The organism is Ruminococcus sp. J1101004sp1_RTP21198st1_B9_RTP21198_201120 (assembly GCF_040924245.1).
GTDB classification, from domain to species: Bacteria; Bacillota; Clostridia; order Lachnospirales; family Lachnospiraceae; genus Blautia_A; species Blautia_A faecis.
Window position 1 is genome coordinate 1 of the sequence record NZ_JBCOMI010000012.1, and the last position, 13,581, is coordinate 13,581.

Here is a 13,581-nt window from a genome sequence, read left to right on the forward strand (position 1 = left end):
GGAGAAGGATTCGAACCTTCGAAGGCATCGCCAGCAGATTTACAGTCTGTCCCCTTTGGCCACTCGGGAATCCATCCGTGAATGAATTTATTATATACAAAGAAGAAAGTTTTTGCAAGATATTTTTTCAGTTTTTTTGATATTGTACACGCGAGGGGAATGAAAAAAGAATCAATAACTCATTTTTTTTGCAAAGAGGTAGACGAATGGGGAAAAATCTGCTAAACTACAGACAATGGAAATAGTTAAGGTGTTTCCAAAGATAGGAGGAATTTTATCATGTATGAGTTAGTTAATGCAACAGAAATGCTGAAAAAAGCAAAAGCTGGACATTATGCAGTAGGTCAGTTCAATATCAACAACCTTGAGTGGACAAAGGCTATCCTGCTTACAGCACAGGAACTGAACTCCCCGGTTATTCTGGGCGTTTCCGAAGGCGCTGGTAAGTACATGGCTGGTTATAAGACCGTTGTTGGAATGGTTAAAGGTATGATGGAAGAGCAGAAGATCACTGTTCCGGTTGCACTTCACCTGGATCACGGTTCATATGAAGGATGCCTGAAATGTGTTGAGGCTGGATTCTCATCCATCATGTTCGACGGTTCTCATTACCCGATCGAAGAGAACGTTGCTAAGACTAAAGAACTGGTTAAGATCACAAGAGAGCATGGAATGTCCTTAGAGGCAGAGGTTGGCTCCATCGGTGGTGAGGAAGATGGCGTTATCGGTATGGGCGAGTGCGCAGATCCTAAGGAATGCAAGATGATCGCTGATCTTGGTATCGATTTCCTGGCAGCAGGTATCGGTAACATTCATGGTAAATATCCGGCTAACTGGAAGGGCTTAAGCTTTGAGACTCTGGATGCAATCCAGCAGCTTACAGGTGATATGCCGTTAGTACTTCACGGTGGTACAGGTATTCCTACAGACATGATCAAGAAAGCTATCGACCTTGGAGTTTCCAAGATCAATGTTAACACAGAGTGCCAGCTTTCTTTCGCAGATGCTACACGTAAATACATCGAGGAAGGCAAAGATCAGCAGGGTAAAGGATATGACCCACGTAAGCTTCTTGCACCTGGCTTCGATGCAATCAAGGCTACTGTTAAAGAGAAAATGGAAATCTTCGGATCCGTTGGAAAAGCCTGAATATGATTTTTCTCCGCACATGCGGAACGAGAAAGGGGACTGCGCAAGCAGTCCTCTTTTGCATATATGAGATGTTTCACAGACTGCTTTTTCCAACAGGTTCTGGCTTGTGACCCGAATTATTATTCAAAGTCCGGACCTGATAAAAATTGTAATGTTTTGTACAAGTTGCGATAAAATATCCATATTCAAATATCACTCTCTAAAAAAATGAACATGTTTCTTGATTTTTTATCATGGTTTTTTAACAGAAAAATCAGTATTATATAAACATCTTAAGAAACGGTTCTCAAAGAAAAGGAGAGTAAAATTATGAAGATGAGAAAAATCGCAGCAATGGGACTTAGCGCAGTTATGGCAGCTTCTATGGTACCGGCATTACCGGTTATGGCTGATGATGCAGCTGGAAAGGTTTACTACTTAAACTTCAAACCAGAGCAGGATGAAGCATGGCAGAACCTGGCAGCAAAATATACAGAAGAAACAGGCGTTCCGGTAACAGTTGTTACAGCAGCTTCCGGACAGTATGAGACCACACTTCAGTCTGAGATGGCTAAGAGCGATGCTCCTACACTTTTCCAGGTAAACGGACCAGTAGGACTTAAGAACTGGAAAGATTACTGCTATGATCTGTCCGGATCTGATATCTACTCACAGCTTACATCTGATGCTTACACTGTAAAAGATGGTGATGCAGTTGATGGTATCGCATACGTAATCGAGTCCTATGGACTGATCGTAAACAAAACCTTACTGGAAAAAGCTGGTTACACAGTAGACGATATTAAGAGTTTTGATGATCTGAAAAAGGTTGCTGATGACATCCAGGCAAGAAAAGATGAGCTTGGAGTAAAGGGTGCTTTCACAAGTACTGGTATGGACGGATCCTCTGACTGGAGATTCAAAACACACCTTGCAAACCTCCCAATCTACTATGAGTATCAGGCAGATGGTATCGATGATACAGATGCAATCAAGGGAACATACCTTGATAACTATAAGAACGTATTTGATCTTTACATTACAGATTCTACCTGCGATGGAGCAGAGCTTTCTGCTAAGACAGCAGATGACTCCCGTAACGAGTTCATCAACGGTGATGCAGTATTCTATCAGAATGGTTCCTGGGAATATGGCGAACTGTCCAAGACATACAGCGATGATGAGCTGGCTATGATCCCGATTTACTTCGGTGTTGATGATGAGAACGAAGGTCTTGCAACTGGTACAGAGAACTTCTGGTGTGTAAACAAAGAAGCTTCTGAAGAAGATATTCAGGCAACACTTGATTTCATGAACTGGTGCGTAACTTCTGAGGATGGAACAAAGGCTATGTCAGAAGACCTGGGCTTTACAATTCCTTTCAAAACAGCACAGGAGCCCACAAACGTATTTGTAAAACAGGATGCAGAGTATACAGCAGCTGGCCTTACACCTGTATCATGGAACTTCACAACAATGCCATCTGAAGAGTGGAAGAACGGTCTTGGTACAGCGCTTACATTATATGCAGCAGGAAGCGGTTCCTGGGATGATGTAGTTTCCGCATTCGTTGACAATTGGGCAACTGAGAAAGCTCTTTCCGAATAATCGTAACAGGTAATAAATTTCTTTCCAACAGCATATAATATGTCCAGAAGAAATTCAGGACATAATATAGAATGGTGAACAGGGTGGGGAGGCGAAATACAGCCTCCCCATTTTAATGGGAAAATGATGTAATGTTTTGGGGTGGTGGATAATCTTCCACAAAGGTGTCATAACAGGAAAAGGAGGAGTGAAAAATGGTAGGAAAATCTCTGAAAAAATGGTGGCCGGTATTTGTTCTGCCAACATTGGCTGCATTTATTATAGGTTTCTTATGGCCGTTTATCTGGGGTATTTATCTTTCATTTTGTAAATTTTCAACTGTAAAAGATGTAGTCTGGGTTGGACTTTCCAACTATCAGAAAATTTTTATCGGCGGTGACTTCAGTCATGCATTCTGGCTGACCGTTGTATTCGCATTTGTTTCCAGTATTCTGATTAATGTGTTGGCATTTTCCATTGCATTGGCTTTGACAAAAGGCTTCAAAGGAACAAACGTGTTCCGTACTGTATTCTTCATGCCGAACCTGATCGGTGGTATTGTACTTGGTTATATCTGGCAGACACTGTTAAACGGTCTGCTTTCCATGTGGGGACAGCCTCTTCTGAAGTTGTCTGCAACAAATGGTTTTATTGGAATGATCATCCTGTTGTTATGGCAGCAGATTGGATATATGATGATCATTTATGTGGCTGGTCTTAATAACGTATCTCCGGATCTGATTGAGGCCGCACAGATTGATGGCGCAACCGCATCACAGATCCTGTTTAAAATCAAGATTCCGATGATCATGCCATCTGTTACAATTTGTACATTCCTTACTCTTACAAACGGATTCAAGATGTTCGACCAGAACCTTTCCCTTACAGGCGGAGATCCTGGAAAACAGTCACAGTTACTGGCACTGAACATTTACGATACATTCTACGGACGAAGCGGCCCTGCATGGAAGGGGATCGGCCAGGCAAAAGCAGTTGTATTCTTTGTACTGGTTGTTGTGATCGCGTTGATCCAGCTTCGTGCAACATCATCTAAGGAGGTGCAGGCATAATGGCAGATAAGAAAAAAAGTATTATCCCAACTATAATTCTTTCCGTAATTTCAATTATCTGGATCTACCCGATTGTTATGATCCTGTTTAACTCCTTAAAAGTGGAGTCCGCAATTACTACATCTGGTGTTTTCCAGTTTCCTACATCTGAGACCTGGAACGGAATCCAGAACTTTATAGCCAGCGTCACACAGATGGATTTCCTGAAATCCTTCTGGTACAGCCTTGTGATCTCAGTTATGTCTGTTGTTTTGATTCTGCTTTGTTGCTCTATGTGCGCATGGTACATTGTACGTGTAAACGGCTTGCTTTCCAAGGTTCTGTATTACCTTTGCGTATTCAGTATGGTTGTTCCTTTCCAGATGGTTATGTTTACCCTGGCAAAAACAGCAGATACTTTGAAACTGAATAATCCATACACCATTTGCATTGTTTACCTTGGATTTGGTGCCGGACTTGCAGTATTTATGTTTACCGGTTTTGTAAAAGGAAGCCCGCTGGAAATTGAGGAAGCTGCCATGATTGATGGATGCAGTCCTCTGCAGGTTTTCTTTAAGATCTTGATTCCGATTTTGAAACCAACCATTATCTCTACTGCAATTCTGGAGCTGATGTGGGTATGGAACGATTATCTTCTTCCAACACTGGTTCTGGATATTAAGAAATATAAAACAATCCCAATGGCAATCCAGTATTTCCGTGGAAGCTATGGTCATGTACAGATGGGACCGATGATGGCAAGTATTATGATCGACATTATCCCGATTATTGTTGTATATCTGGTTTGCCAGAAATATATTATCGAGGGAGTTGTTGCAGGTGCAGTTAAGGGTTGATTTCTTTGGGTAAAAGAACGGTTTTTACCTGAGAAATTTGGAGATTATTCCCTTTTCAATATGATACCAGAATGTTAAAATAAAGATAGTTCTTTGCAGAGATGCGAGGGGCTATCTTTATCTTTATATAAGATTTCATGTGCGCCAGACAGAAAAAATGGGGCGAAGCAACAGGCGATATGAAATTTCTGGCTTTTCTGACAGACGGACATAAATGACAGTTGGAAGAGTTGTCCCGGTGTTAAATATAATAAAAGATCGGAGTACCAATATGTACAGAGTTTTGATAACAGACGATGAGAAAATTGAGCGGGAGGGAATTAAATTCCTTCTGGCACAGGAAGAGGGAGAATACGAGATCCATGAGGCTGCCAATGGCAGGCAGGCACTGAATGTATTGCGAAGTGAAGAGATTGATTTTCTTTTAACAGACATAAAAATGCCTCATATGGACGGTCTGGAGCTGGCTAGCAAGGTCAGAGAAGAGTATCCCAATCTTCCAATTGTAATTTTTAGTGGATACAGTGATTTCGCTTTTGCCCAGGAAGCTATGCGTTACGGAGTGAAGGATTACGTGCTGAAGCCGGTTGATCCGGATACATTTCATACAACTATCGGGAAAGTAAAAGCAGAGCTTCAAAGTATCCGGTCCAAGAAGCAGAAGGAAGAGAAAGGGAAGAATTTTCTTCTTCAGTATTTTCTTCAGACTTACCTGTATTCCGGAAATGAAGAAGTGTTGAAAAAGGCTGGGGAAATTTTAGATGAATCTAACTGGGAGCAGTGGCACTGTGCGATTCTCATCGAATCAGATAAGGCATTTTTTGACAATGTTCCAGATAACATTGATGAGGAACTGATGCAGGGATTGCACCGGAATTTCTTTTACCTGAATCTGAATACCAGACAGTCTGTGCTGTTTTTTTCAGATGTGTACTGCGATTATCAGCTGGTTGCCAAGCATTTATATGACCTTTTGAAGCAGAATTACTCTGCAAGTTTTCACCTTGCAGTGAGTAGCCGGTTTGAAGGGCATGAGGCGCTGCCTGAAATCATGTCCCAGCTGGAGCAGACCATGGAGGAGAAATTTTATCATCCGGATGTGCATGTGTTTAATAATGAGACCGCAGACAGCCAGCCGGTGAATGCGGAGACACAGGATTCCCGTCTGATGGAGAAGATTTCCGAAGACATTTCCCGCAAAGATGTGGAGCAGCTGAAGACGCATTTTGAATGTCTGGTGAAGAAATATGAGAATGATACCCGTTTCTCTGCCATGTATGTGAAATTTGTTTTTTCCAATGTGATCCAGGAGCTTTTCCAGGAAAATCAGTTTTCTGAGGAGCGGAAGCTGGATCATGAGGTTGAGCGGCTGTACAGTTGTACCAATCTGAAACAGATCCTTGCAATCACCCAGGAGAATATTAAGGAGTATGAGGAGTTTCTGGAGCGTTCCATGAGTGATTCCAGAGATGAAGTTGCTTCTGTGAAGAATTATATTTACCAGCACTATGCGGAAGATTTAAGTCTTGAGACATTGGCAGAGAAGGTGTATTTGTCCTCTGGTTATCTCAGCTTTATTTTTAAAAAAGAGACTGGTATGAACCTGAACCGCTTTATACGTGTGGTTCGGATGGAAAAGGCGAAGGAGCTTTTGTGTAATTCCAATATGAAGGTGGCACAGGTCAGCGAACAGGTAGGAATCCCCAATGTTTCTTATTTCTGCAGAAGTTTCAGGGAATATTATGGAAGCAGCCCGGAGTCCTATCGGAAAGGAACCGGTGAAGAGGATGAAAATACCGGCAGTCATAAAGAATAAATTTGAAAATATGAAATATCGTCATAAGCTGACTATTCTTCTTGTGACAGCCAGCCTGGTTCCTATGATCCTGCTTGTATTGTATAGTCATGACCGCATGAGCAGTCTGCTCCGGGAAAAAGAAATGGAGGATATGTCTTCCATTCTGGAGCAGACCGGAGAGGGAATCGACAGCCAGATAGAAGTTTTTTCCAGTCTTCTGAATTATCTCACTTATTCCCCGGATATTGAGGATCTGATCACGGAGAAAAATATGGATAATTATCAAGCGTATAGAAAATATACAGAAGTAGCAGATCCTCTTTTGTCTGTACCAAAGTCTTATCATGATGCCATTATACAGATCCAGTTGTTTGCAGAAAGCATTAAAGTGCGCCATGAGTATACACTTGTGCCTTTGTCAGAGGTGGATAAGGAGTGGTGGTATGACAAACTGGCAGAGGATGTGTCTGTGCAGTGGGTGGTGGACAGCCAGATACCGGAGATTGCAGCTGTAAGGCGGATTTATACTGGCAGAGAGCAGACAGCAGTTCTTTGCGTTACACTGGATTATAATAAGATTTTTCAGCCCTTTGAAAAGATTATTTCTGCAGAATCCGGGGGCATGATCCTGGATAAAGAGGGAAATGTTCTGTTTCAGAAGGAAATGCTGGGTGAAAAGGAAGAAAAGGATTCGGGAGAGGCTGTCTCCAGGGAGTTTCTGGAGTCCGGGCAGGGAGATTATGCTTTTGTAAAACGGAAGAACGCGGCTTGCGGATGGATTTTTTATCTGTATAAGCTGCAATCAGCAGTGGACAGCTCTGTGGCAGGAATCCTGGTCAGCGAGATTCCCTTGATTGCAGCCTGTGTAGCCATAATTCTGGTGTTGGGACTTTCTTTTTCCAGACTTTTTACCAGAAAGATCGAGGAGCTTACCGCTAACATGAACCGGGTAAACCAGGGCAGCCGTGAGGTTACGGTGGACAGCAATGCCGGAGATGAAATTGGTCTTCTGGTGCGCAGCTTCCGAAGCATGATGGACGAGATCAACCGTCTGATCCATGAGGTTTATGAGAATAAGATCGCGTTGAAAGAGTTTGAACTGAAGGCACTGACTGCCCAGATCAACCCTCATTTTTTGTATAACTCCCTGTCTGTTATCAACTGGATGGCTATTCGAAGCAATCAGAGGGAAATCAGTAGGGTTACTTTGTCCTTATCTATGTTTTACCGGACTGCTTTAAGTAAGGGGCAGGATATGGTAACTGTGGATAACTGTATTCAGAATATTAAGGCGTATCTGGACATTCAGCTGGTGATGCATGACAATGATTTTCAGGTGATCTGGGACATTGACCCGGAGGTGAAAGGAGATATTGTGCCCAAATTGCTGCTGCAGCCTGTTGTGGAGAATGCATTGGAGCATGGGCTGGACATGAAAGAAGAAGGAGAGAAGATTCTGAAACTGTTTTTTGTAAAGGACGGTGAGGATGTGCTTCTTGCTGTGGAGGATAACGGACCAGGAATGGAACAGGAAGAGGCAGATAAGCTGGTGACTTACAAGGCTTCCGGATATGGCCTTAAAAATGTCAATGACAGAATGCAGCTTCTTTATGGGATGGAGTATGGAATCAAGGTGTTTAGCCAGATCAATCAAGGCACCAGGGTGGAAATGAGAATTCCAAGAGAAAAAGCGGATGAGGAGGCTGTGGCAGCCGGAGAGTTTTCTGCGAAAAAGTTTTTGCAGGAGCCGGAAGAAGACACAGAGGACACAACAGGAAAGAAAGGTGGAAAAAGTGAAGAAAAAAAATAGAATTCTGGTAGTGGGACTGACTTTTTCCATGGTGATTTCGTCCGGTTTATTGACTGGCTGTGACAGCGCAGCTGGAAATATGGGAAAAGAGACAACGGGTGTGGAATACGAAGAAGCAGATTATGAGCTTTCTGAGGAATCATGCAGTGATTCCGGAATTGATGCAGCTGACCCAGGCACTGTAGACAACGAGACGGAAAAGACAGCAGAAAACAGAACGGATGCAGAGAAAAGTACAGAAACAGAAGAATCCCAGACAGATAATTCTACAGATAGCGGATTGTGGAAAAAAGCTTCCACAACTCCGTATGGAAAGTACCCGGAGCTTGTGACTTATACTTTAGGACAGATGAGCGGTGCCAATAATTCCAATCTTCCAGCAGGAAATACCTACGAAGACAGCGCTTATACCAGATATCTGAAAGAGATTCTGAACGTGCAGAATGAAAATGCCTATATGGAGCGGGAGGATCGCTACGACGAGTATGTGAATGTGCTGGTAAATGATCACACTTTGCCGGATGTACTGGTGGTTTCAGACAGGGAGACTTTAAATGTTCTTGTGGAAAATGACATGGTGGAGGATCTGACTGAGGTTTATGCAAACTGTACCTCCCCGAGAATCAAGGCCATGTATAACAGCTATGGTCCACAGCTTCTCGGTGCAGGAACCTTTGATGGTAAGCTGATGGCGCTTCCGGAAGCAGTAATCGACCACGGTCCCTGTCTTTTGTGGATGAGAAAGGACTGGATGGATCAGCTGGGTCTTGCAGAGCCAGAGACTCTGGAAGAGGCTATGGATATTATCCAGGTTTTTCAGGAAAACAGGATGGGAGCAGAGGAAGGGGAAGATCCTGTGGGACTTGTGTGTGATACCAATTTTGTGTCTACTACCAGTCAGAATTATTCGGTGGAACCTGTTTTTGAAAAATTTTATTCTTATCCAAGAAGATGGATCAAGGACAAAGACGGGGAAATTATCTATGGCTCTTTGACAGAGGAGACCAGATCTGCCGTTGCTTATTTGCGGGAGCTATATGAAAGAGGAATACTGGATCAGAACTTTGCCCTGCGTGCTCAGAATAATCTCCGTGATCTGGTAGTGGAAGGTAAATGCGGTGCGTTTTTTGGACTTTGGTGGGCGCCGAATAACCCGCTTATGGATGTGGCTGAGAATGATCCGGAAGCAGACTGGGAGCCTTATTACCTTACTGCTGAATACCAGGAAAAAGATAACGTTTATGCTTCTTTTCGGGACAACAAATATGTGGTTGTGAGAAAGGGTTACGAACATCCGGAAATTGTAATGAAAATTATCAGTGTTCTGTTTGATTACAGCAGGTTCGAAGATGAGGAAAATGCGGATGAGATCAATAGCTATTTTGCTTTGAATGTGGACATTACAGCCAGACCGCTGGTTATTAATGTGGATTATAATGAGGCGATTTATAATGTTACGAAGGATATCCGGAGAGTAATGTCCGGCAAGCAGAAGGCAAGTAATTTAAGCGCACTGGAGAAGTCTTACTATGATGCCTGTATGAAGTATTTGAGCGGGAAAAATGTAACTGTAGAGGACTGGGCTGCGTACAAGTCCAGAATTTCAGCAGTGGGCGTGCTGGTTGACGGCCATTATAGTTCGGTGCGCAGACCATATCTGGTTGATTCGGATGGAGAGATTCCCAACATGCTTGCTTCCCTGGAGAAAAATGCTTTTATTCAGATGATCATGGGAGAGCAGCCCATGGATTACTTTGATACCTTTGTGGAAGAGTGGTATGACCAGGGGGGAAGGGAACTGACCGAGAAGATCAGAGAGGAGAATTCGTAATTTATGCGAGAAGAATTATTTAAGAATTGTACCTTATGTCCCCGGAAGTGTAATGTGAATCGTCTGGAGGGCAAAAGAGGATATTGTGGCATGGACAGTACTATAAGGGCTGCCCGTGCCGCTCTTCATATGTGGGAGGAACCTTGTATTTCAGGAAAAAAAGGATCAGGGGCTGTTTTTTTCTCTGGCTGCGGCTTGCGGTGCTGTTTCTGCCAGAACCGGGATATTGCCATTGGGGATTCCGGAAAAGAAATTTCAGTGGAGCGGCTTGCTGAAATTTTTCTGGAATTGCAGGAAAAAGGGGCGGCAAATCTGAATCTGGTCACTGGGGCTCATTATGTGCCGCATATTATTTCGGCGTTGGAGCTGGCCAGAGGAAAGGGAATGAATCTTCCAGTCGTGTACAATTCCAGTGGGTATGAGAGCGTGGAAACTATCCGGAGACTGGATGGTTATGTGGATGTATATCTGCCAGATATGAAATATATGGAGCCTGAATTGGCTGCTGCTTTTTCCAACGCAAGGGATTATCCGCAGGCGGCGCAGAGTGCAATTGCCGAAATGATGCGTCAGACCGGTTCCTGTCAGTTTGCGGAGGATGGATATATAAAACGCGGGACAATTGTTCGTCATCTGATTTTGCCAGGGCATACCAAAAATTCTATTGCAGTATTGAAATATCTGTACCGGACTTATGGGGAGGATATTTTTATCAGCGTAATGAACCAATATACGCCTGTCTGGAAGAATGAGAAATTTCCGGAACTGAATCGGAAAGTGACCAGACGAGAGTATGAAAAGGTGCTGGACGCTGCCATTGAGCTTGGAATTGAAAATGGCTATTTTCAGGAAGGGGAGACCGCGGAGGAAAGTTTTATACCGGCGTTTGATTATGAAGGGGTATGAAAGAAAAAGTATTATGCACGAATCCGATGATATAGTTCCAGAGGATATTTGTGGTGACTTTGAAGTTGAGTAAACGAACAATTGGCATGGGGAGAAAAAGCCTGCTGACTACTGTTTTAAAGCTGCCCAGCAATTGCCGGGCAGTATTAGAGCGTGTTTAAAAAAGGTTTTCTGTGAGATGTGTATTGCTGTTACGGTTATCTTTATGACCAGCAGCATATGCTATTTTGCTTCAGGTGCACAGCTTGCAGAGCAGGGATTGTCAAAGCCTGGATTGAAAGCGTAGAAGTTTTTAGCATCCAATTGTTCCTGGATGGAGCGAAGTGCTTCACCAAATCGCTGGAAATGTACCACTTCCCTTGCACGCAGGAAACGGATAGGATCAGCAACTTCCGGGATATTTCGTACTACACGGAGAATATTGTCATAAGTGGAGCGTGCTTTCTGTTCTGCTGCAAGGTCTTCAAATAGATCCGTGATTGGATCACCTTTACTCTGGAATTCGCAGGCATTAAATGGAACACCCCCTGCTGCCTGTGGCCACACGCCAACTGTGTGGTCAATATAATATGGTCCCAGCCCGGAATTCTCAATTTCTTCCATAGTGAGGTCACGGGTAAGCTGGTGAACCATGGTGGAAACCATCTCCAGATGTGCCAGTTCTTCAGTACCGATATCATTAAGCACAGCTGCAGAGGTTCGGTTCGGCATGGTAAAGCGCTGGGAGAGATAGCGCATAGAAGCACCGATTTCTCCATCCGGGCCACCATACTGGCTCATAATGAACTGAGCCAGCTTCGCATTTGGCGTTTTGATATTGATTGGATACTGTAATCTTTTTTCATAATTCCACATAAACTGTCACGCTCCTTCCTTTTCCCATGGAAATGGCTGCTGAGACCATTTCCATGCATTTTCACTGCTTACAGCTGCACTGTCGATGGTCAGAGGACCGTATTTCTCAGCATATTCGGCCATCAGCTGGTTGCGACGGTCAGAAATATCGGAAAAATAGCGCAATGCTTTTTGATCCTCAGGGTGAGTATCCAGATAAAGGAGCATGTCATTGACAGCGAAACTAACCTCATTGATCTGCTGTAAAAAAGAGCATCTTGGGGAAGGCTGCTTTCTCATCATCTTCGAATACCTCTCTTTCCACAGAATGGTTTACAAAGCTGTGGGAAAATAGTGCCCACAGACAAGGCATAGTCAAGATCATAGGCTGAAGTGAAATTCTGATATGGTACATAGGCCATTGCTGGTGTCAGGTGTTTCAGGTGCTCATACATATTATCTGTTTTTGATGAAACTGGTTTAGTGCAGGGGCAGTTTGGTGTTTGGGAAATTGACGGATTGTATGAAGACTTCACAGGTATGAAATCACCGGAATTTTTATATGGTCTGGTACAGTCTGAGGACTCACAATTCATTTCGCTGCAAGAAGTCTCTCGCCGCATTTGCGACAGTGGAGCGGGAGAGAAATTCATCATCCCGCAGGTTCTATTATAAGGGCGGCAGCCCGAACGGTTCATCTGATAATTTTCCATAAACAGATCCTTTCCTTATTCCGTAAGGTCTTTCCCTTTATTCTATGTAAAAATATATAAATGTGTTTATATAAGAGAATGTAATAGTTACGTATACTGTTGCTGGTGGTGCAGTGAAAAGAACTGAAGGTATTTTTTATTATGGCTTTGGTTTTAAAAGATACACATGCACAAAATAAATCAGTGAGGGAATCAGAAAGACAAGATTTACACCGCCAGCCAGAAATTCAGGAACGTTGCCTGCTCCTTGAAATGTAAATCCAAGGAAAAGGTATAGTGCTCCAGCTAAAGTACTTAATATCCAGTTCTCCCAGCCAAACCAGCCAAGAAGCCCAGCAAGAATCAGGGAAAATTCCCGATAATACTGCATATAAGTATCCGCAGAAAATGGAAAAACATTTCTTAGAAGATAACATCCAAATAGGATTCCAAGAATATTCATCGCTCTCATTATTTCAAAAATCAGACTTGTACTCTTTAACATAGAGCAGTTGTCCCATAGCTTTACATCTAATTTATTGGCTGCGCTGATAGCTGCTTTGGTGAAAGTGCCATTTGTCATAACGATGCAGCGGTCGCAGTCATAGTATTTGCCCCCGGCATAGACCTCCTGCACGGCTTTATTCCCAACTGGATAAGAATAATATTTGCATTGAACTGCATATTTGGAAAAATGTTTGTAGGCAATGATGTCGACACCCTGGTCACCACTTTTTTTTGTAACTTCTACATGGTGAAATCCCTTTCGACGCAGCATTCGGGCGCATTTATATTCAAATTTGTGTCCGTTCATCTGGTAAAATCCCTTATTTTGAGTTATTGTTTCGTTTTTTTATACAAAAACAGCAGAAATCGTTTCATGATTTTTTCAAAAGTCTTTCACACTTTTATCACATTTGTTTCGTATATTATTAACTGTAGAAAGCACCAAGTCTTTCTTAATTTAATATTTTTCTTTTTCATACGCGCCGGTGCGAAAGCACCGGCCTCCTTCCATTTCTGGGGAAAATATCCTGTTTATAAAGTTAATGGCGAAAGCCAAATTCGGGAAAATGAAATAAAAGT

At 42.9% G+C, this 13,581-nt stretch carries 12 protein-coding genes; 8 read left to right on the forward strand and 4 right to left on the reverse strand.

Features of this window, described 5'->3' with window-relative positions; translation table 11 throughout:
• The first annotated feature begins 279 nt into the window (after window positions 1–279).
• From fba to AB5618_RS09755, 8 genes are all read left to right on the forward strand, one after another.
• On the forward strand, window positions 280–1,149 hold the full coding sequence (gene fba, locus AB5618_RS09720) for a class II fructose-1,6-bisphosphate aldolase (RefSeq protein WP_148463679.1): 870 nt from the start codon (window positions 280–282) through the stop codon (window positions 1,147–1,149).
• A 312-nt stretch (window positions 1,150–1,461) separates the two neighbouring features.
• On the forward strand, window positions 1,462–2,739 hold the full coding sequence (locus AB5618_RS09725; protein ID WP_368366713.1) for an ABC transporter substrate-binding protein: 1,278 nt from the start codon (window positions 1,462–1,464) through the stop codon (window positions 2,737–2,739).
• Between the two features lie 194 nt (window positions 2,740–2,933).
• A complete protein-coding gene (locus tag AB5618_RS09730) occupies window positions 2,934–3,788 on the forward strand; it encodes a carbohydrate ABC transporter permease (RefSeq protein WP_148463677.1) in 855 nt (284 codons plus the stop codon).
• A complete protein-coding gene (locus tag AB5618_RS09735; RefSeq protein ID WP_148463676.1) occupies window positions 3,788–4,624 on the forward strand; it encodes a carbohydrate ABC transporter permease in 837 nt (278 codons plus the stop codon). Before AB5618_RS09730 ends, AB5618_RS09735 begins: the two co-directional genes overlap by 1 nt.
• A 271-nt stretch (window positions 4,625–4,895) precedes the next feature.
• Window positions 4,896–6,440, forward strand: coding sequence for a response regulator (locus tag AB5618_RS09740; RefSeq protein WP_173715654.1), 1,545 nt, complete (start codon window positions 4,896–4,898; stop codon window positions 6,438–6,440).
• Entirely contained in the window at window positions 6,331–8,232 is a 1,902-nt protein-coding gene (locus AB5618_RS09745) for a sensor histidine kinase (RefSeq protein ID WP_226840940.1), read from the forward strand. The genes AB5618_RS09740 and AB5618_RS09745 overlap by 110 nt, the downstream gene beginning before the upstream one ends.
• The gene (locus tag AB5618_RS09750) at window positions 8,216–10,063 is read left to right on the forward strand and encodes a sugar ABC transporter substrate-binding protein (protein ID WP_368366714.1); all 1,848 of its coding nucleotides are present in this window, start codon (window positions 8,216–8,218) and stop codon (window positions 10,061–10,063) included. The genes AB5618_RS09745 and AB5618_RS09750 overlap by 17 nt, the downstream gene beginning before the upstream one ends.
• A gap of 3 nt (window positions 10,064–10,066) precedes the next feature.
• Window positions 10,067–10,969, forward strand: coding sequence for a radical SAM protein (locus tag AB5618_RS09755; protein WP_187565739.1), 903 nt, complete (start codon window positions 10,067–10,069; stop codon window positions 10,967–10,969).
• Window positions 10,970–11,191: 222 nt separating this feature from the next.
• On the opposite strand, the gene AB5618_RS09760 is transcribed toward AB5618_RS09755, so the two are convergent.
• From AB5618_RS09760 to AB5618_RS09775, 4 genes are all read right to left on the reverse strand, one after another.
• Window positions 11,192–11,824 (reverse strand): manganese catalase family protein, encoded by a 633-nt coding sequence (locus tag AB5618_RS09760; RefSeq protein WP_173719384.1) that lies wholly within the window; start codon window positions 11,822–11,824, stop codon window positions 11,192–11,194.
• Between the two features lie 6 nt (window positions 11,825–11,830).
• A complete protein-coding gene (locus AB5618_RS09765) occupies window positions 11,831–12,106 on the reverse strand; it encodes a spore coat protein CotJB (protein WP_118581087.1) in 276 nt (91 codons plus the stop codon).
• The gene (locus AB5618_RS09770) at window positions 12,103–12,516 is read right to left on the reverse strand and encodes a spore coat associated protein CotJA (RefSeq protein WP_330642335.1); all 414 of its coding nucleotides are present in this window, start codon (window positions 12,514–12,516) and stop codon (window positions 12,103–12,105) included. The genes AB5618_RS09765 and AB5618_RS09770 overlap by 4 nt, the downstream gene beginning before the upstream one ends.
• Before the next feature lie 139 nt (window positions 12,517–12,655).
• The gene (locus AB5618_RS09775) at window positions 12,656–13,309 is read right to left on the reverse strand and encodes a restriction endonuclease (RefSeq protein WP_226815948.1); all 654 of its coding nucleotides are present in this window, start codon (window positions 13,307–13,309) and stop codon (window positions 12,656–12,658) included.
• Between the last annotated feature and the right edge of the window lie 272 nt (window positions 13,310–13,581).